Consider the following 17,527-nt stretch of genomic DNA (forward strand, 5'->3'; position numbering starts at 1 on the left):
ATGTCCAAACGTCTTCCATTCGCACCGCTGGCCGCAGCCATCGGTCTGGGTTTCAGCCTGATTGCCGGCAGCCTGGTGGCGCCAAACGTGGCCCACGCCGAAGGTGAAATCCGCATTGCCGAACAGTTCGGCATTGTTTACTTGCTGCTGAACGTGGTGCGCGATCAGAACCTGATCGAGAAGTACGGCAAGCAGGAAGGCATCGACATCAAGGTCGACTGGACCCAGCTCTCCGGCGGTGCAGCGGTCAACGACGCGTTGCTGTCGGGCTCAATCGACATTGCCGGCGCTGGTGTCGGCCCGCTGCTGACCATCTGGGATCGCACCCACGGCAAGCAGAACGTCAAGGCCGTGGCTTCCCTGGGCAACTTCCCGTACTACCTGGTGAGCAATAATCCCAAGGTCAAAACCATTGCCGACTTCACCGAGAAAGACCGAATCGCAGTGCCGGCGGTGGGCGTGTCGGTGCAGTCGCGCTTCCTGCAATACGCGGCGGCCAAACAGTGGGGTGACAAAGAGTTCAATCGCCTCGACAAGTACACCATCGCGGTTCCGCATCCCGATGCGACAGCGGCGCTGGTGGCTGGCGGCACCGAGCTGAGCGGGCACTTCTCCAACCCGCCGTTCCAGGATCAGGAACTGGCCAATCCCAACGTGCACGTGGTGCTGAACACTTATGACCTGCTCGGGCCGAACTCGCCGACGGTGCTGTTCGCTACCGAGAAATTCCGCAATGAAAACCCGAAAACCTACAAAGCGTTTATTGACGCTTTGACCGAAGCGGCGCAATTCGCGCAGAACGACAAGGGCGCGGCAGCCGACACTTACATCCGCGTCACCAAGGCCAAGATCGACCGCGCCGCGTTGCTGAAAATTATCGACAACCCGCAGTTCGAGTTCAGCGTCACGCCGAAAAATACCTACCCGTTGGCCGAGTTCCTGTACCGCGTTGGCGCGATCAAAAACAAACCGGATTCGTGGAAGGATTACTTCTTCCAGGACACCAAACCACTGCAAGGGAGCTGACCGAAATGAACGCTCCTTTGCAAGGCCACACGGTCAGCAAACCGATCGCGGCAGCCCAGGCGCTGCTGTCGGTCGATAACGTCAGCCTCGAATACCGCACACCGCAGCGCGTGGTGCGGGCGACCCATCAAGTCAGTTTCGAGATCGATCCGGCGGACCGCTTTGTCCTGCTCGGCCCGTCCGGATGCGGCAAGTCGACGTTGCTCAAGGCCGCCGCCGGCTTCATCCAGCCAGTGGAAGGCGAGATCCGTCTGCAAGGCCAGCGCGTCGATGCGCCGGGGCCTGACCGGATCGTGGTGTTCCAGGAGTTCGATCAACTGCCGCCGTGGAAAACCGTCAAACAGAACGTGATGTTTCCGCTTCTGGCTTCGAAAACCCTCAAGCTCAGGGAGGCCGAAGAGCGAGCGCTGCACTATCTGGAAAAAGTCGGCCTGGCGGCGTTTGCCGATGCCTATCCGCACACCTTGTCCGGTGGCATGAAGGCTCGGGTCGCCATCGCCCGGGCGCTGGCGATGCAGCCGAAAATCCTGTTGATGGACGAACCCTTTGCCGCGCTCGATGCCCTGACCCGACGCAAGATGCAGGAAGAATTGCTGCTGCTCTGGGAGGAGGTGCGTTTCACGCTGCTGTTCGTCACGCACTCTATCGAAGAGGCACTGGTGGTGGGCAATCGAATTCTGTTGCTGTCACCCCATCCGGGACGGGTGAGGGCGGAAGTCCACAGCCACCAATACGATTTGCACAGCCTCGGCGGTGTGGCGTTTCAGGAGTCGGCGCGACGTATTCATCGGCTGTTGTTCGACGAAGGTGATGCGGCGAACGCTGAGCATGAGCTGGATTTCGCCGACATCCGCATCGCTTATTGAGCCAGTTGAAAGGAGGGCCCGATGAGCCATTTATCATCCCCGCGTGAAGAGTTCGAAACGGTTTTGCAGCCACTGACCAGCGTGCCGCTGGAACGGGAGTTACCCCTCGGCCAGCGTCTATGGCAGCAAGGTTGGCTGCGCAAAAGCCTGATCCTGATTTTGCTCGCGGTGCTTTGGGAAGCTGTTGCCAGGTATCAAAACAACGACCTGCTGCTGCCGAGTTTTGTGCAAACCGCTCAAGCGCTTTACGACGGCCTGCTCAGCGGCGAGTTGCTGGGCAAGGTGTGGATTTCTTTGGTGGTGTTGCTCAAGGGCTACCTGATCGGCATCGTCCTGGCGTTTGCCCTGACCACGCTGGCGGTGTCGACGCAATTCGGTCGTGATCTGCTCAGTACCCTGACCTCGATGTTCAATCCCTTGCCGGCCATCGCCCTGCTGCCGTTGGCGCTGCTCTGGTTTGGATTAGGCCAGAACAGCCTGATTTTCGTGCTGGTGCATTCGGTGCTCTGGGCGCTGGCGCTGAACACCTACGCTGGCTTCCTCGGCGTCTCGGAAACCCTGCGCATGGCCGGGCGCAACTACGGCCTCAAGGGCATGCGCTTCGTGCTGTTCATCCTGATTCCGGCGGCACTGCCGTCAATCCTCGCCGGGCTGAAAATCGGCTGGGCGTTTGCCTGGCGTACGCTGATTGCCGCCGAGTTGGTGTTTGGCGCAACCAGCGGCAAGGGTGGGTTGGGGTGGTACATCTTTCAGAATCGCAATGAGCTGTACACGGACAAGGTGTTTGCCGGGTTGGCGGTGGTGATCCTGATTGGGTTGCTGGTGGAGAATCTGGTGTTTGATTCGTTGGAGCGGGTGACGGTCAGGCGGTGGGGGATGGTGCGGTAGGGGGACGAACTTCCCTACGTTGAAGCAATTTGACGACGATAAACGTAGCTCATCAACTGTTCCTTACTTCTTGCGCAGGCCTCATAACATCTTCGTAACTGGGCGGTGCTGGTGATAATTGAGCCTGGTAAATGGGGAGCGATGCTTCTATTTTCACGATGTGTGGGGCCGGTGGTTTCGAGTTGGAATTCGACTGGGTTGGGTCTGGTGGTTTCGAGTTGAATCTCGACTGGGTACCCGACGACACTGTTTTAGTGTGATCTTTCACCACCATAGGAATGGAACGCTTTGTACCTGAGGAAGCAGTTCCGATTGAAGCGTAATCGGGAACGTTGTTAGTTCCCCATGTTGCTGTTCCGTGAAACTCACCTCCTGAATTTTTACCTACCCTTCCGACCCTGGGTATCGGTTGTAAAACCGGGGCGCCGGCCGTCACGAGATCTGCCAGTTCACCTGTGTTCTCTGGTCTCAATCCCCCTAATTTTTGTACAACTTGCGCCTGCTTTATGGAAAGTCCTCGCGAACCGGTGACGTTAGGACCGCCAAAAAGGAAATCAAAGACCCTCCCTGCAACTTTAGAAAAAGAGTTATGCCCCGTCGGATCCACCCGATTCACCGGATCCCCCACGCAATACATATACGCATTCAACCCGCCCCCACGAAATGGACTCCAACTGTCCGGACTGTGAAAACGCATCAATCGTGGGTTGTAGGCGCGGTAGCCATTGCCCAGCAAGTACCAGCCAATGTTGGCTTCACGCAGTTGGCCATTGAACCCTAGTCGTGTCTCGATTTTCTGCTGCGCGGACTGCTCACCGTAAGCTGAGTAGGCGATGGTCTGGGACTGGCCATCGACGATTTCGCCAATGATGGATTGGCTGCGGTCGGTTGCCAGCAGTACTAAGCGTGGCCGGCTGCGGTTGTCTTGATCAGCAGGTTGGCTCATGCCGGGATCTTCGCGGAAACGGGGCAGGCTTTGAGTTTTACTCGCTTGAGCCGGGTTTGCGAACTATCAGAACTGATAGTGGTGTGAGTTATTTCTATGGGTTAGCGCGAATGGATGTGGTGACGGTTCCACCGCTTTCGCGAGCAGGCTCGCGAAGAGGTCGGTGCTGCCAACACATGATTCGGCAGTTTGTTTGCTAGCATTGCGTCTGAATCAGTCCAGATCAAACACGAGTGCTCACGATGCAGCTCCCAGACATGAACCTGTTGGTCGCCCTCGACGCCCTGCTCGACGAGGGCAGTGTGGTGGGCGCGGCGCGGCGGATGAACCTCAGCCCGGCGGCCATGAGCCGGACGTTGACGCGCATTCGCGAGGCCATTGGCGATCCGATCCTGGTGCGTGCCGGCCGTGGCCTGGTACCGACCCCCAAGGCACTGGAGTTACGCGAACAGGTTCGCAGCGTGGTGGAACAGGCCGGTTTGCTGTTTCGTTCGGCCGATGCGGTGGAACTGAGTTCGCTACGGCGGCGGTTCAGTATTCGGGCCAACGACTTTTTTGTCGGCGTCTACGGCGGCAAGCTGTTCGACACCCTTGACCGGCAGGCACCGCACTGTGAGTTGCGTTTCGTCCCGGAAGGCGATGGCGATGATGAGGCGTTGCGCGAAGGGCGGATCGATCTGAGCGTCAGCAACACCCGGCCGTTGACCCCGGAAGTGAAGATTCAGAACCTGTTTTCCACCCACTTCGTTGGTCTGGTGCGCGAGGATCATCCGCTGTTGGACGGTGAGATCACCGCGGAGCGTTACGCGGGGTTCTCGCATATCAGCATGTCCCGGCGCGGCATTGCCCGGGGGCCGATTGATACCGCGCTCAACGCCTTGGGGCTGGAGCGGCGGGTGGCGGTGATCGCGCCGAGCTTTCATGCGGCGATGTTTGCCTTGCCCGATTCCGACCTGATTCTGCCGGTGCCCAAGGAAGCCTTGCTGAGTGTGCGGCGGCTCGGACTGAAGCTGCGCTCCTTCGACTTGCCGATCCCGTTGCCGACCCTGATGCTGACCCAGTCCTGGCATCCGCGTTTCGACAAGGATCCGGCCCACCGTTGGCTGCGGGAAACGCTCAAGGCGTGTTGCGATGAGACGTGGCTGGCTGCGCAGCCGGACTGAGGTCGAGCGCAATTTCCCCCTGTGGGAGCGGGCTTGCTCGCGAATGCGATTTGTCATTCAACATTGATACCGACTGACCCAACGCCTTCGCGAGTAAGCCCGCTCCCACAAGGGCTTTGCATTGTTGCGTCTAGCGCACTTATAACCTGCCAATAAGTTGATTTTCGTCAAGCATCACGCTTCCTAGAATGCTTCGGTCTTTCCACGCCGGAGCTTGCAGTACATGACTTCCCTTACGGTCACGGCACCTGTTGCTGCGGCCAGCACGGCAGCCGCTCCACCCGTCTTCGGCCCGCGGATCATCATCGGCCTCGTTGGCGTATTGCTGGCAGTGCTGGTGTCGGGCCTGAACGAGATGGTGACCAAAGTCGCCCTGGCCGACATCCGTGGTGCGTTGGCCATCGGCTACGACGAGGGCACCTGGCTGGTCGCCTGTTACACCGCGACTTCGGTGGCGGCCATGGCTTTTGCGCCATGGTGTGCGGTGACGTTCTCGTTGCGGCGTTTCACCCTGTGCGCCATCAGCCTGTTCACCCTATTGGGTGCGCTGTGCCCCATCGCCCCGAATTACGAAAGCCTGTTGTTGCTACGCACCTTGCAAGGCCTGGCGGGCGGTGCATTGCCACCCATGCTGATGACCGTGGCCCTGCGCTTTCTGCCGGCCAATGTGAAGTTGTATGGCCTGGCCGGTTATGCCCTGACGGCGACGTTCGGCCCGGGTCTGGGCACGCCGCTGGCGGGGTTGTGGACCGAGTATGTCGGCTGGCAATGGACCTTCTGGCAAATCATCGCGCCTTGCCTGATTGCCATGGCCGCAGTGGCGTATGGCTTACCCCAGGACCCCCTGCGCCTGGAGCGCTTCAAGTCCTTCAACTGGCGTGGTGTGCTGCTGGGCTTTCCCGCCATCTGCATGCTGGTGATCGGCATCCTGCAGGGCAATCGCCTGGACTGGTTCGAGTCGAACCTGATCTGCGGATTGCTCGGCGGCGGGCTGTTGTTGCTGGTGCTGTTTTTGACCGGCGAGTGGTCGCAACCGATTCCGTTTTTCAAGATGCAGATGCTCGGCATCCGTAACCTGTCTTTCGCCCTGCTGACCCTGGCGGGCGTGCTGGTGGTGTTGCAGGCGGTGATCATTATTCCGTCCAGCTACCTGGCGCAGGTCCAGGGTTATCGCCCGGTGCAGACCGCGCCGATCATGCTGCTGGCGGCGCTGCCGCAATTGATTGCGCTGCCGTTGGTGGCGGCGCTGTGCAACTTTCGCTGGGTCGATTGCCGCTGGGTGTTGGGCATTGGCCTGGGCATGCTGACGCTGTCGTGCGTCGGCGGCTCGCAATTGACGTCCGCGTGGATTCGTGACGATTTCTATGTGCTGCAATGGCTGCAGATTTTCGGTCAGCCCATGGCGGTGTTGCCGTTGCTGATGCTGTCCACCGGCAGCATCAACCCGATGGAAGGGCCGTTCGCATCGGCCTGGTTCAACACCGTCAAAGGCCTGTCGGCGGTCATCGCCACCGGGGTGATCGAGGCGTTGACCACGGCACGCCTGCATTTCCACTCGACCATGCTGGTCGACCGTCTCGGCAACTCACCGCTGGCGGAGCGCGACAGCGCAAGTCTCGCTCATCGTCTGCATGAACAAGCGGTGGTGCTCACTTCCTCCGACCTTTACCTGTGCATGGCCGGTATCGCCGTGACCTTGATCCTGCTGATTTTCTGGCTGCCGACGCGGATTTATCCACCGCGCGCACCGACCTGATTGCTCCACTGAAACAGAAGGTTTTTATGAACACTCAAGCAAAGCAGAAAGTCGCGGTTGCCATTACCGCCGCATTGGCCGTCAGTGTGCTGCTGTACCTGGCGATGCCCGGCCTGTTCGGCAAGCGTACCCAACAGAACACCAACGATGCGTATGTCTCGGCGGATTTCACCCTGGTAGTGCCGCGAGTCGCCGGGTTTATCAAGCAAGTGCTGGTTGAGGACAACCAGCAGGTCAAGGCCGGGCAGTTGCTGGCACTGATCGATGACCGGGATCTACGCGCCGCCGCCGATGCCGCCGATGCCGAAACGCTGGTGGCCAGGGCGCAACTGCAAAACGCCCGGGCGACCCTCGAGCGCCAGGTGTCGGTGATTGCCCAGGCGCAATCCTCGGTGGTTTCGGCCAAGGCGGAAATGGCGTTTGCCGAGCATGAATTGAACCGCTACAAGCACCTCGCCGGGGTGGGTGCCGGCACGGTGCAGAATGCGCAACAGGCGCAAACGCGCATCGATCAGGCCTCCGCGCGACTGGCTAATGCCACGGCGGTACTGGCGGCGGAGCGCAAGCAAGTGGAGATACTTACGGCCCAGCGCGACGCAGCCGAAGGTGGCCTGAAACGGGCGCAAGCGAAGCTGGAAATGGCCAGCTACGAGTTGTCCTATACAAGGATCGTCGCGCCGCAGGACGGCATGGTCGGCGAGCGCGCGGTGCGGGTCGGCGCCTACGTCACACCGGGCAGTAAAATCCTCGCAGTGGTGCCGTTGGCACAGGCTTATGTGATGGCCAATTTCCAGGAAACCCAACTGACGGATGTGCAGCCTGGGCAGGCTGTGCAAGTGCGCGTCGACAGCCTGGGCGGTGCGGCACTGAACGGTCGTGTCGAAAGCATTGCACCGGCCACCGGGGTGACATTCGCCGCGGTCAAACCGGACAACGCCACCGGCAACTTCACCAAGGTGGTACAGCGGATACCGGTGAAAATCGTGCTGGAGCCGGGACAGTCGCTGGCCGAGCGCTTGCGGGTGGGGATGTCGGTGGAGGCGAGCATCGATACCGGCACTGGTGTCTCGCGTGAGGTGACTCAGCGATGAAAACCTGTGTTGACGGTGCGGACGCCATCGCGAGCAAGCTCGCTCCCACAAGGTTTATGCGCGATGTACAAGATTTTCGCATCACAGAAAGTCCATTGTGGGAGCGGGCTTGCTCGCGAAGGGGCCAACTGTCGCAACTTACCTTGAGTGCCTTGCTCGCTATGAGCCTCAGCGCCTGCACCGTCGGCCCGGACTTTCACAAACCTCAGCCCACACAAATCACCGAGTGGTCGAAACCATCAAAGGCAGCCACCAGCCAAGTACTCGCCGAAACGATGAAGGAGCGCTGGTGGGAGGTGTTCAACGACCCGAAACTCTCGGCCCTCACGCAACGCGCCCTGACCGACAACCTCGACCTGAAGCTGGCCGGCAGCCGTTTGCAGCAAAGCCGTGCCGTTCGCCAGGTGATCACCGCCAACCGCTATCCGAATACCGCCGCCACGGGAAGTTACACCCGAAAACGTAATAGTGGTGAAGGCCTGAGCGACCCGTCAGGGCACAACGGCCAGTCCGCATTCAACCTGTGGGATGCCGGCTTTTCCGCGTCCTGGGAGCTGGACCTCTGGGGCCGCGTGCGGCGGGAAACCGAAGCGGCCGACGCCAACCTGGAAGTCGCCGAGAACGACCGACGCGGTGTGCTGCTCTCAGTGCTGGCCGAAACCGCCCAGGACTACATTCAGCTGCGCGGTGTACAGAACACCCGGCTCGTCACCGAACAGAACCTCAACGTTGCCCGCCATAGCCTGAAGCTCTCGCAATTGCGCCTGGCCGACGGTGTCGCGACGGATCTGGATGTCGCCGAAGCCGCCGCGCAGGTGGCGGCCATCGAATCACGCTTGCCCGCACTGGAGCAGCGCCAGTGGCAACTGATCAACGCCTTGAGTCTGTTGATGGGCGAACCGCCCCAGGCATTGGCGGCGGAGTTATCCACAGACGCACCGGTGCCACAAACGCCGCGCCAGGTCGCCATTGGCTTGCCCTCGCAACTGGCTGAACGCAGGCCGGACATTCGCCAGGCCGAAGCACGGCTGCATGCCGCCACGGCCAGCATTGGCGTGGCCAAGGGCGATTTCTATCCGCGGATTACCCTGTCGGGCAATGTCGGTTCGCAAGCCATGCAGTTGAGTGATTTTGGTTCGTGGGGCTCGCGAGCGTTCGGCATCGGCCCGCAATTCAGCCTGCCGCTGTTCGACGGCGGGCGCTTGCGCGGCGTGCTGAATTTGCGCGAAGCCCAGCAACAGGAAGCGGCCATCGCCTACCAGCAAACCGTGCTGCGCGCTTGGCATGAAATCGATGACCAGTTGACCGCCTACAACGCCAGCCAGTTGCGCCGCGACAGCCTCGCCGAAGCGGTGCGGCAGAACCAGATCGCCTTGCAAACAGCGCAACAGCAATATGTCGAAGGGGTGGTGGACTTCGTCAATGTGCTCACCGTGCAAGGTGCACTACTGGCGACCCAGGAGCAATGGGTCGAGAGTTCGACCGGCGTGTCGCTGGCGATGGTCGGGTTGTACAAGGCCCTCGGCGGCGGATGGGAGTCGGTGTATCCGTTGGCGGCGCAGACTGAGTAAGCGTCTGAGTTCAAGGTTTCGACGACAAGTCCGCCATGCCCTTGAGCAACTCGATCGGCAGTGGAAAGACGATGGTCGAGCTCTTGTCTCCGGCAATCGAACTCAGGGTCTGCATGTAACGCAGCTGCATGGCCCCCGGTTGGCGGCCCAGCATTTCGGCGGCTTGCATGAGTTTTTCCGAGGCCTGCAATTCGCCTTCGGCGTGGATCACCTTGGCTCGCCGTTCCCGTTCGGCTTCGGCCTGCTTGGCGATGGCGCGGATCATCGATTCGTTGAGGTCCACGTGCTTGATCTCGACGTTGGCGACCTTGATGCCCCAGGCGTCGGTCTGGGCGTCGAGCACTTGCTGGATGTCCAGGTTCAAGCGTTCGCGTTCGGCCAGCAGTTCGTCCAGTTCGTGTTTACCCAGCACCGCCCGCAGCGTGGTTTGCGCCAATTGGCTGGTGGCCATCAGAAAGTCTTCGACCTGGATGATCGCCTTTTGCGGATCGAGCACGCGGAAATACAGCACTGCGTTGACCTTGACCGACACGTTGTCGCGGGTAATCACGTCTTGCGGCGGCACGTCCAGCACCACGGTGCGCAAATCGACCCTTACCATTTGCTGAACCACCGGAATCAGCAGGATCAGGCCAGGGCCCTTGACCTGCCAGAAGCGCCCGAGCTGGAACACCACGCCGCGCTCGTATTCGCGCAGGATGCGGAACGTCGCCCCTGCCAGTGCGATGATCAACAATAGCAGCGCGACAAGACCCAATTGCAAACCCATGACTATTCTCCGCCCGGCGCCGCGTCAGCCGCGGCCACTTGCAGCAGCAAACCCTTGCGCCCCACCACCCGCACCCGCTGCCCGGGTTGCAGCGGCGTCGCGCTAAGCACTTGCCATCGTTCTCCCTGCAGATGAATCCAGCCGCCATAGGCGTTACCGGTCTGCAATGACGTCACCGCCGTCACGCTGCCGAGCAGCCCGGCATCACCGCTGACGATTTCGCGCGGTCGTGTCTTCATGGCGTGAATCACCAGGTAGATCAGCAACAGCGCGCTGACCAGGCCCAGGCCGATCATCAACGGCACGGGCACTTCGGTATTGGACAGGATCACCGCGCCGATCACGAACATCACGATGCCACCCAGGCCGATCACGCCGTAATTGGGCAGGGCGGCCTCGGCGATCAGGAACGCTAGGCCGAAGGTGATCAGCCAGATCCCGATGGGGTTGGGCACCAGCAACACAACTGTGTCGGTGGCGCAGGCCGATCCGCTCAACGCCAAGAGCAACGCAACTGCACAGCACCGCATGTTCACTTGACCCTCCGGGAGAGTCGTGGAGTGGCTCTGAATACAGTTTAGTTGAGCCTCGGCCGGTATGAATTTTGCTCAATTACCGTCGGCAGCCGATGAGCGGATTTCCCACCGGAACGCGCTGACGGGCCTAGACTTTTACTACGCAAGCCAAGCTTTAATCATCGTCCGCAAGCGATCATGGCGGACACCGAGGTGCATCATGCGTATGGCAAGAACCGTGCAGCGAAGCCTGGAAAAGGCTCAATGCGAATACGACATCGTCAGCCACCCACACTCGGCCAGCAGCCTTGAAACGGCGCGGGTCGCAGGTATTCCTGCCGAACGGGTGGCCAAATCGGTGATCCTCGACGATCACCATGGGCATTACCTGATGGCCGTGCTGCCCGCCAGCCGTCACCTTGACCTGAGCAAAGTCCGCAGCAGCGGTGAGTGGCAGGTTTCCCGCGAAAGCAACCTCGCGCACCTGTTCGATGATTGCGAGCGCGGTGCAGTACCGGCGCTGGGTGAGTCCTATGGGTTGGAGGTGGTCATCGATCCGCTGCTGACCCGGCAAAAAGACATCTATCTGGAGGCTGGAAACCACGTCAACCTGGTGCGCATGGACATGCCCGAGTTTCTGAAAATGGTGCCGCATGCCGAGGTGCGGGAATTGAGTCATTGAGTTTTGTTTCGTCAATGCTGACGTCATCACGGGCAAGCCCGCTCCTACAGATTTATCGCATTTCCTGTGGGAGCGAGCTTGCTCGCGATGACCGCGCAGCGGTCCTTGAATTGGTCCCCAGGAGTTCGACATGGAAAGCCCGACCCACAACCTTCCTTCGCTGTTCAAGCAACTCGGCCTGCCGGACGACGCCGAAAGCATCGATAAATTCATCGCCACCCATTCACCGCTCAAACCGGAGCTGCACCTTGCGGATGCGTTTTTCTGGAGCCCGAGCCAGGCGGAACTTCTGCGGGAGGAGATTCTCGATGACGCGGATTGGGCCGAGGTGGTGGATCAACTGGATGTGATGTTGAGGAAGGGGCGCGGGGTGTGAATCGTCATCGTCCGGGCGGCCACTGCCGGGATGTATGGACCAGGGCGAGTATCCAGATGGCGTCCAGTCCCTGCTCATAAACAATGCGGTAACTCTGATGTGGCGTCAGCTCGCGAGTGCCTGAAATGATCCCGGCAGGGCCGATTTCCGGGTATTTGGCAAGCCGGGATAGCGCATTGCTGAACCGGTTGTCCATGTCGATGGCTGCTTTTGGGTTAACGGCATGCAGGTAATCCCAAATGTCTGCACGGTCCTGTGCTGCTTCTTTCGTCCATATTATTTTCATTCCTGTAGCTCGGCCCGCCTGCGCCTGGCAGCGAACTCTGCCTCAATTTCATCATTTGTCAGCCCGTCGCCGGCGCGCATCGAAGCGCGTGCGGTGTCGACCTTACGCTGCAGGAATGCTTCGTACTCGCGAGCCTCCCGTTGGGTTTGAACAAACTGACGCATCATTTCCCGGACGATTTGCGAGGCGGGGCGATGAGCGGCTTCTGCCTCTGCCATGAACTGCTCGCGCAGTTCAGACTCAAGTTTCATTGTAAAAACGGCTTGTTTCGACATGGCTGCCTTCTCGGTTGTCGTGCTGACAAAGTATATACATCTTAAGTACGGTGGCTTGTTCACCCCATATGGCTTCGCGACGGATGGAAGCCAATATGTTTCAAAACTTGACGAAAAATCCCTTCCAATGCGATATTGATAGTTAGCAAACTAACAGTGTGTGTTTTCCCTCGTGCCGAATAACCTCGACATCCTCCAGATGAACATCAGCAGTGCCATGGTGGTGGCCGCCAGGCACTGGCGCAAAATCTGCCAGACCACGTTGGCCAACTATGGAATCTCCGAAGCCTGCGCCGTTCCGTTGTTGATGATCGGGCGGCTGGGCGAGGGTGTGCGTCAGGTAACGGTGGCCCAGGCGGCAGGGATGGAGAGCCCGTCGCTGGTGCGCTTGCTCGATCAGTTGTGCCATGGCGGCTACGTCTGCCGCACCGAAGATGCACAGGACCGCCGCGCCAAATGCCTGAGCCTGACCGAAACCGGTCGGGAGCTGGTGCAGGCGGTCGAAGTGGAACTGGTGCGCTTGCGCCACGAAGTCCTTGAAGGCATTGACCAGAGTGATCTGGAAGCTACGCTGCGGGTACTGAGAGCATTTGAAGCGGCCACGCCGCCATCGGTGGCCAACTCTTGAGCGGATTTTTCTCTGGCATGCCCCCGGCGCGGGACTGGTTCTACGGAGTCCGCACCTTCGCCGCATCGATGATCGCGCTGTACATCGCCCTGCTCATGCAAATGCCGCGTCCGTATTGGGCGATGGCTACGGTGTACATCGTTTCCAGTCCGTTTCTCGGTCCTACCAGTTCCAAGGCGCTGTACCGGGCGGTCGGCACCTTTATCGGCGCAGCTGCGGCGGTTTTGTTCGTGCCGATGTTCGTGCAGAGCCCCTACGTGCTGGTGGTGGTGATTGCGCTGTGGACCGGGACGCTGCTGTTTCTGTCCCTGCATTTGCGCACGGCCAACAACTACGCCTTGATGCTCGCCGGTTACACCTTGCCGCTGATCGCCCTGCCGGTGGTGAACAACCCGCTGGGGGTGTGGGACGTGGCCGAAGCGCGGACCGAAGAAATCTTTCTGGGCATCGCCGTGGCGGCAGTGGTCGGTGCCATGTTCTGGCCCCGGCGCCTGGCGCCGGTGTTCAATGATTCGGTGAGCAAATGGTTTACCGATGCATCGACCTACAGCCTGCGCTTCCTCAGCCGCAACGTGCAGCCTGAAGAGGTCAGCGCGTTGCGGGCATCGATGGTTGCTACCTTCAACTCCCTGGAGTTGATGATCGGCCAGTTGCCCCACGAAGGCTCGCGTCCGCAGACGGTGCGCAACACCAAGGAATTGCGCGGACGGATGATTCACCTGCTGCCAGTGATCGATGCCCTCGACGATGCGCTTTACGCCCTGGAACGGCGCACCCCCGAGCTTGTGGACAAGTTCGCGCCATTGCTGACGGCCACCACCGAATGGCTCGAGCACAAGGATGCCGACCTCGACCGCTGGCAGGCACTGAAGGATAAACTCGAGGCCCTGCAACCGGCTCCCGAAGCGCTGGATGACCGCAAGCAACTGCTGTTCTCCAATGCCATTTACCGTCTCGGCGAGTGGATCGATTTGTGGCAGGACTGCCGCAGCCTGCAGTACGCCATCCAGTGCGAAAGCCAGGACAACTGGCGCGCGGTGTATCGGCATTGGCGACTGGGGCGGCTGTCCCCGTTTCTGGATCGCGGCCTGATGTTTTATTCCGCTGCCTCCACCGTCACCGCGATAATCGTCGCTTCGGTGCTGTGGATTCTGCTCGGCTGGACCGATGGCGGCAGCGCAGTGATCTTGGCGGCGGTGGCGTGTAGTTTCTTTGCCTCGATGGACGACCCCGCGCCGCAGATTTACCGGTTCTTTTTCTGGACGGCGATGTCGGTGGTGTTCGCCAGCCTTTATCTGTTTCTGGTGCTGCCCAACCTGCATGACTTTCCGATGCTGGTACTGGCGTTTGCCGTGCCGTTCATTTGTGTCGGCACCCTGACGGTCAAGCCGCAGTTTTACCTGGGCATGCTGCTGACCCTGGTCAACACCTCGTCCTTCATCAGCATTCAGGGCGCTTACGACGCGGACTTCCTCAGTTTCGCCAACTCCAACCTGGCCGGCCCCATGGGGTTGCTGTTCGCGTTCATCTGGACCCTGATCGCCCGGCCGTTCGGTGCCGAACTGGCAGCCAAGCGCCTGACGCGTTTCAGCTGGCGTGACATTGTCGGCCTTGCCGAGCCGGCCACGTTGTCTGAGCATCGGCTTCTGGGCATACGGATGCTCGATCGGCTGATGCAGCACCTGCCGCGCCTGGCCATGACCGGCCAGGACTCCGGCGTGGCGCTGCGGGAAGTGCGGGTGGCGCTGAATCTGTTGGACCTGCTCGCTTATACGCCGCGGGTCCTTGGTGTGCCGCAGGTGCTGCTGCGCCAGGTGGTGGGCGAGGTTGGCGAGTACTTCAAGGCCTGTCTCAAGGCCGGTGAGCGGTTGCAGGCACCGAGCCCGTTGCTGATGACCCTCGACCGCACGCGTCGCGCCCTCAGCGGTGCCGGCGATGATGAAACCCGTCGGCATCTGCTGCACGCCCTGAGCGGCTTGCGCCTGGCACTGTTGCCCGGCGTCGAATTCGTCGGTTCCGCCGAGCCCGAAGAACCGCTTCCCCATGGCATTGATGGAGCGCCCTTATGATCGGTGACCTGGATCTGAGCGGGGTATTCCTGCCCACGCTGCTGGTGCTGATGGGCATTACGTATGTGTTGTACCTGTTGGTGCACGGGGTGCTGACGCGCCTGCACTTTTACCGTCTGGTCTGGCACCGGGCATTGTTCAACGTGGCCCTCTACGCCTTGCTGCTTGGCGCCGTGGACTCACTCAGTCGATACCTGATGACATGAAAAAACCGTTTCTAACCCTGGGTCGCGTGGTGTTGACCCTGCTGATCGTGAGCTTCGCCGTGGTCGTGGTCTGGCGCATGGTGATGTATTACATGTTCGCGCCCTGGACCCGCGATGGGCACATCCGCGCCGACATCGTGCAAATCGCGCCGGATGTCTCCGGGCTGATCCAGCAAGTGGAGGTGCGCGACAACCAGTTGGTCAAGCGCGGCCAGGTGCTGTTCAGCATTGATCCGGACCGCTTCAAGCTGGCCCTGCGCCAGGCGAAAGCGGCCGTCGCCGACCGCGAGGAAACCCTGGCCCAGGCCCAGCGCGAGGCCAAGCGGAACAAGGGTCTTGGCAACCTGGTGCCGGGTGAGCAACTGGAAGAAAGCCAGTCGAAAGTGGCTCGCGCCCAAGTGGCCTTGATGGAAGCCCAGGTGGCGGTGGACAGCGCGCAGCTCAACCTCGACCGCTCGGTGATCCGCAGCCCGGTGGACGGCTACGTCAACGACCGTGCGCCACGGGCCCAGGAGTTCGTCAGCGCCGGGCGTCCGGTGTTGTCGGTGGTCGACAGCAATTCGTTCCACATCGACGGCTATTTCGAAGAAACCAAACTGAACGGCATCCATATCGGCCAGAGCGTCGACATCCGGGTGATCGGCGACAATGCACGCCTGCGCGGGCATGTGGAGAGCATCGTCGCCGGTATCGAAGACCGCGACCGCACCAGCGGCAATAACCTGCTGCCCAACGTCAACCCGGCCTTCAGCTGGGTGCGGCTGGCCCAGCGAATTCCGGTGCGGATCGCCTTCGATGACGTGCCGGATGATTTCCGTATGATCGCCGGGCGCACCGCCACGGTATCGATCATCGACGATCAGCAACGGGAGCCAGCGCAATGAGCAAGGCCTCGGGTTTGGCGGTCGCCGGATTGGGTTTGCTGCTGTCGGCGTGTCAGATGGTCGGGCCGGATTATCATCTGCCCGAAGAGGCGGCTGTCCATCGTCCAGACTTCCAGGGCGATCTGGCGGTCGACGGCAAAACGGTGGTTTCCGCACCGGTGCCGGCCGATTGGTGGCGCCTGTACAAGGACCCGCGGCTCGACCAGTTGGTGCAGCAGGCCATGGCCTCCAACACCGATTTGCGTGTGGCGGCGGCTAGCCTGTCGCGGTCTCGTGCGCAGGTCGATGAGGCAGAAGCGGCGGGCGGCTGGAGCGGCGGCGTGCAGATGGGCGCCCAGCGCTTGCAGGAGTCTGGCCAGGCATTCCTGCTGCCGGAAAAAGTGCCGGTGGCCAACATCGGCGATATCGGCATCAGCGCGTCGTACCAGTTCGACCTGTTCGGCACTTTGCAACGCGGTATCGAAGCGGCCAAGGCCAATGCCGATGCGACACAGGCAGCTGCCGATACTGCACGCATCACCGTGGTGGCCGACGTGGTTCGCGCCTACACCCAGGTGTGTGCAGCCAATGAAGAGCGGGAAATCGCCCAGCACTCCCTCGACCTGCAAGCCCAGAGCACCACGCTGATCCAGCGCCTGCGCGATGCCGGGCGTGGCGACGAAACCCAGGTCACCCGCTCGCAGACCCAATTCAAATCCCTGCGCGCCGACATGCCGCGCTATGAAGCGTCGCGCCAGGCCGGGCTGTACCGCTTGTCGATGTTGCTGGCCAAGCCGGTGGACCAACTGCCGGCCGGCACCGCCACCTGCGACGAGCTGCCAAAAATCGCGCAACTGGTACCCGTGGGCGATGGCGCCGCGTTGCTCAAGCGTCGTCCCGATGTACGGCAGGCCGAGCGGCGACTGGCGGCCGCGACGGCCGGTATCGGCGTTGCCACGGGCGAGCTGTACCCGAACATCAGCATCGGCGCGACCATCGGTACCGTCGGTATCCTGGACGATCTCGGCGACCCGTCTACCAATCGCTGGGGCTTCGGTCCGTCGCTGACCTGGAACGTGCCGACCAACGGCGCCCGGGCGCGCATCCGCGAAGCCGAAGCGGTGACCCAGGCGACCCTGGCGCATTTCGACGGGGTGGTACTCAATGCCATTCGCGAGACCCAGACCGGTCTTGCCCAGTACACGGCATTGCTGCAACGCCGCGATGCACTGGCCGATGCCGAGCAATCGGCAAAACTGGCGGCCGACCAGACCCACCGCTTCTTCCAGGCCGGCCGCGCCTCGTTCCTGGCCGACCTGCAAGCCACCCGCACCTACATCGACGTCACGGCGCAGCTGGCGGCCGCTAACACCCAGGTTGCCGCCAGCCAGATCGATTTGTTCCTCGCCTTGGGCGGCGGTTGGGAAAGCGGACGAACGCAAGCGTCGAACTCCGGCAAACCCTGAGGCCGTTGCTATGCTTTGAAGTGTTGGAGGGGCGCCCGGTGCAAAAGCGCCCTTTCTTCGCACAAGGCTCGCGCAGGTCAGGGGG

General features: G+C 61.1%; 19 protein-coding genes. 14 read left to right on the top strand and 5 right to left on the bottom strand.

Features of this window, described 5'->3' with window-relative positions:
- Genes KGB29_RS27845 through KGB29_RS27855 form a run of 3 tightly spaced genes read left to right on the top strand, consistent with a single transcriptional unit; the run spans position 1 to position 2,780 of the window.
- Complete coding sequence (locus KGB29_RS27845) at positions 1–1,026, top strand: ABC transporter substrate-binding protein (protein ID WP_154910777.1); 1,026 nt, start codon at positions 1–3, stop codon at positions 1,024–1,026.
- 5 nt (positions 1,027–1,031) lie between these two features.
- On the top strand, positions 1,032–1,892 hold the full coding sequence (locus KGB29_RS27850) for an ABC transporter ATP-binding protein (RefSeq protein ID WP_154910776.1): 861 nt from the start codon (positions 1,032–1,034) through the stop codon (positions 1,890–1,892).
- A gap of 21 nt (positions 1,893–1,913) precedes the next feature.
- The gene (locus KGB29_RS27855; RefSeq protein ID WP_154910775.1) at positions 1,914–2,780 is read left to right on the top strand and encodes an ABC transporter permease; all 867 of its coding nucleotides are present in this window, start codon (positions 1,914–1,916) and stop codon (positions 2,778–2,780) included.
- A gap of 52 nt (positions 2,781–2,832) precedes the next feature.
- Here the strand turns inward: KGB29_RS27855 and KGB29_RS27860 are convergent, their stop codons facing one another.
- Positions 2,833–3,726 carry an RHS repeat-associated core domain-containing protein gene (locus KGB29_RS27860; RefSeq protein ID WP_154910774.1) on the bottom strand — a complete coding sequence of 298 codons (894 nt, stop codon included), beginning with the start codon at positions 3,724–3,726 and terminating at the stop codon, positions 2,833–2,835.
- Between the two features lie 242 nt (positions 3,727–3,968).
- On the opposite strand from KGB29_RS27860, the gene KGB29_RS27865 reads away from it, so the two are divergent.
- The 4 genes from KGB29_RS27865 (at position 3,969) to KGB29_RS27880 (ending at position 9,307) form a co-directional block, all read left to right on the top strand.
- The gene (locus KGB29_RS27865) at positions 3,969–4,889 is read left to right on the top strand and encodes a LysR family transcriptional regulator (protein WP_150812089.1); all 921 of its coding nucleotides are present in this window, start codon (positions 3,969–3,971) and stop codon (positions 4,887–4,889) included.
- A gap of 223 nt (positions 4,890–5,112) precedes the next feature.
- Complete coding sequence (locus KGB29_RS27870) at positions 5,113–6,645, top strand: MFS transporter (protein ID WP_154861303.1); 1,533 nt, start codon at positions 5,113–5,115, stop codon at positions 6,643–6,645.
- 26 nt (positions 6,646–6,671) lie between these two features.
- Positions 6,672–7,736: an HlyD family secretion protein gene (locus tag KGB29_RS27875; RefSeq protein WP_154910773.1), complete on the top strand. Its 1,065-nt coding sequence runs from the start codon at positions 6,672–6,674 to the stop codon at positions 7,734–7,736.
- Complete coding sequence (locus KGB29_RS27880) at positions 7,733–9,307, top strand: efflux transporter outer membrane subunit (protein WP_154910772.1); 1,575 nt, start codon at positions 7,733–7,735, stop codon at positions 9,305–9,307. Before KGB29_RS27875 ends, KGB29_RS27880 begins: the two co-directional genes overlap by 4 nt.
- Before the next feature lie 10 nt (positions 9,308–9,317).
- Here the strand turns inward: KGB29_RS27880 and KGB29_RS27885 are convergent, their stop codons facing one another.
- Positions 9,318–10,076 (bottom strand): slipin family protein, encoded by a 759-nt coding sequence (locus KGB29_RS27885; protein WP_057399130.1) that lies wholly within the window; start codon positions 10,074–10,076, stop codon positions 9,318–9,320.
- 2 nt (positions 10,077–10,078) lie between these two features.
- Positions 10,079–10,612 carry an NfeD family protein gene (locus KGB29_RS27890; RefSeq protein WP_154910771.1) on the bottom strand — a complete coding sequence of 178 codons (534 nt, stop codon included), beginning with the start codon at positions 10,610–10,612 and terminating at the stop codon, positions 10,079–10,081.
- Positions 10,613–10,811: 199 nt separating this feature from the next.
- Between KGB29_RS27890 and KGB29_RS27895 the strand changes: the two genes are divergently transcribed.
- Positions 10,812–11,273, top strand: coding sequence for an aminoacyl-tRNA deacylase (locus KGB29_RS27895; RefSeq protein ID WP_007975646.1), 462 nt, complete (start codon positions 10,812–10,814; stop codon positions 11,271–11,273).
- 130 nt (positions 11,274–11,403) lie between these two features.
- Positions 11,404–11,649 carry a DUF2789 domain-containing protein gene (locus tag KGB29_RS27900; protein ID WP_015092958.1) on the top strand — a complete coding sequence of 82 codons (246 nt, stop codon included), beginning with the start codon at positions 11,404–11,406 and terminating at the stop codon, positions 11,647–11,649.
- 4 nt (positions 11,650–11,653) lie between these two features.
- Here the strand turns inward: KGB29_RS27900 and KGB29_RS27905 are convergent, their stop codons facing one another.
- Positions 11,654–11,935 (bottom strand): type II toxin-antitoxin system RelE/ParE family toxin, encoded by a 282-nt coding sequence (locus KGB29_RS27905; protein WP_102672451.1) that lies wholly within the window; start codon positions 11,933–11,935, stop codon positions 11,654–11,656.
- Positions 11,932–12,210 carry an antitoxin of toxin-antitoxin stability system gene (locus tag KGB29_RS27910; protein WP_150812085.1) on the bottom strand — a complete coding sequence of 93 codons (279 nt, stop codon included), beginning with the start codon at positions 12,208–12,210 and terminating at the stop codon, positions 11,932–11,934. Before KGB29_RS27910 ends, KGB29_RS27905 begins: the two co-directional genes overlap by 4 nt.
- Positions 12,211–12,409: 199 nt before the next feature.
- On the opposite strand from KGB29_RS27910, the gene KGB29_RS27915 reads away from it, so the two are divergent.
- From KGB29_RS27915 to KGB29_RS27935, 5 genes are read left to right on the top strand one after another with little or no spacing between them, the layout of a single operon-like run.
- Complete coding sequence (locus tag KGB29_RS27915) at positions 12,410–12,838, top strand: MarR family winged helix-turn-helix transcriptional regulator (protein WP_046040691.1); 429 nt, start codon at positions 12,410–12,412, stop codon at positions 12,836–12,838.
- Positions 12,835–14,907: an FUSC family protein gene (locus KGB29_RS27920; protein ID WP_154910770.1), complete on the top strand. Its 2,073-nt coding sequence runs from the start codon at positions 12,835–12,837 to the stop codon at positions 14,905–14,907. Before KGB29_RS27915 ends, KGB29_RS27920 begins: the two co-directional genes overlap by 4 nt.
- Complete coding sequence (locus KGB29_RS27925) at positions 14,904–15,113, top strand: DUF1656 domain-containing protein (protein WP_007987399.1); 210 nt, start codon at positions 14,904–14,906, stop codon at positions 15,111–15,113. The genes KGB29_RS27920 and KGB29_RS27925 overlap by 4 nt, the downstream gene beginning before the upstream one ends.
- Entirely contained in the window at positions 15,110–15,997 is an 888-nt protein-coding gene (locus KGB29_RS27930; RefSeq protein ID WP_154910769.1) for an HlyD family secretion protein, read from the top strand. Before KGB29_RS27925 ends, KGB29_RS27930 begins: the two co-directional genes overlap by 4 nt.
- Positions 15,994–17,442 carry an efflux transporter outer membrane subunit gene (locus KGB29_RS27935; protein WP_150812082.1) on the top strand — a complete coding sequence of 483 codons (1,449 nt, stop codon included), beginning with the start codon at positions 15,994–15,996 and terminating at the stop codon, positions 17,440–17,442. The genes KGB29_RS27930 and KGB29_RS27935 overlap by 4 nt, the downstream gene beginning before the upstream one ends.
- Positions 17,443–17,527 lie beyond the last annotated feature (85 nt).

Origin of the sequence: Pseudomonas sp. BF-B-30 (genome assembly GCF_019956305.1) — a bacterium.
Lineage (GTDB): Bacteria > Pseudomonadota > Gammaproteobacteria > Pseudomonadales > Pseudomonadaceae > Aquipseudomonas > Aquipseudomonas jessenii.

Bases quoted from the DNA above. Each gene is read 5' to 3' on its own strand.
- KGB29_RS27850 (WP_154910776.1), top strand. From the start codon at position 1,032: ATGAACGCTCCTTTGCAAGGCCACACGGTCAGCAAACCGATCGCGGCA.
- KGB29_RS27905 (WP_102672451.1), bottom strand. From the start codon at position 11,935: ATGAAAATAATATGGACGAAAGAAGCAGCACAGGACCGTGCAGACATT.
- KGB29_RS27865 (WP_150812089.1), top strand. From the start codon at position 3,969: ATGCAGCTCCCAGACATGAACCTGTTGGTCGCCCTCGACGCCCTGCTC.
- KGB29_RS27930 (WP_154910769.1), top strand. From the start codon at position 15,110: ATGAAAAAACCGTTTCTAACCCTGGGTCGCGTGGTGTTGACCCTGCTG.
- KGB29_RS27855 (WP_154910775.1), top strand. From the start codon at position 1,914: ATGAGCCATTTATCATCCCCGCGTGAAGAGTTCGAAACGGTTTTGCAG.
- KGB29_RS27900 (WP_015092958.1), top strand. From the start codon at position 11,404: ATGGAAAGCCCGACCCACAACCTTCCTTCGCTGTTCAAGCAACTCGGC.
- KGB29_RS27910 (WP_150812085.1), bottom strand. From the start codon at position 12,210: ATGTCGAAACAAGCCGTTTTTACAATGAAACTTGAGTCTGAACTGCGC.
- KGB29_RS27860 (WP_154910774.1), bottom strand. From the start codon at position 3,726: ATGAGCCAACCTGCTGATCAAGACAACCGCAGCCGGCCACGCTTAGTA.
- KGB29_RS27895 (WP_007975646.1), top strand. From the start codon at position 10,812: ATGCGTATGGCAAGAACCGTGCAGCGAAGCCTGGAAAAGGCTCAATGC.
- KGB29_RS27870 (WP_154861303.1), top strand. From the start codon at position 5,113: ATGACTTCCCTTACGGTCACGGCACCTGTTGCTGCGGCCAGCACGGCA.
- KGB29_RS27915 (WP_046040691.1), top strand. From the start codon at position 12,410: ATGAACATCAGCAGTGCCATGGTGGTGGCCGCCAGGCACTGGCGCAAA.
- KGB29_RS27880 (WP_154910772.1), top strand. From the start codon at position 7,733: ATGAAAACCTGTGTTGACGGTGCGGACGCCATCGCGAGCAAGCTCGCT.
- KGB29_RS27925 (WP_007987399.1), top strand. From the start codon at position 14,904: ATGATCGGTGACCTGGATCTGAGCGGGGTATTCCTGCCCACGCTGCTG.
- KGB29_RS27845 (WP_154910777.1), top strand. From the start codon at position 1: ATGTCCAAACGTCTTCCATTCGCACCGCTGGCCGCAGCCATCGGTCTG.
- KGB29_RS27935 (WP_150812082.1), top strand. From the start codon at position 15,994: ATGAGCAAGGCCTCGGGTTTGGCGGTCGCCGGATTGGGTTTGCTGCTG.
- KGB29_RS27885 (WP_057399130.1), bottom strand. From the start codon at position 10,076: ATGGGTTTGCAATTGGGTCTTGTCGCGCTGCTATTGTTGATCATCGCA.
- KGB29_RS27875 (WP_154910773.1), top strand. From the start codon at position 6,672: ATGAACACTCAAGCAAAGCAGAAAGTCGCGGTTGCCATTACCGCCGCA.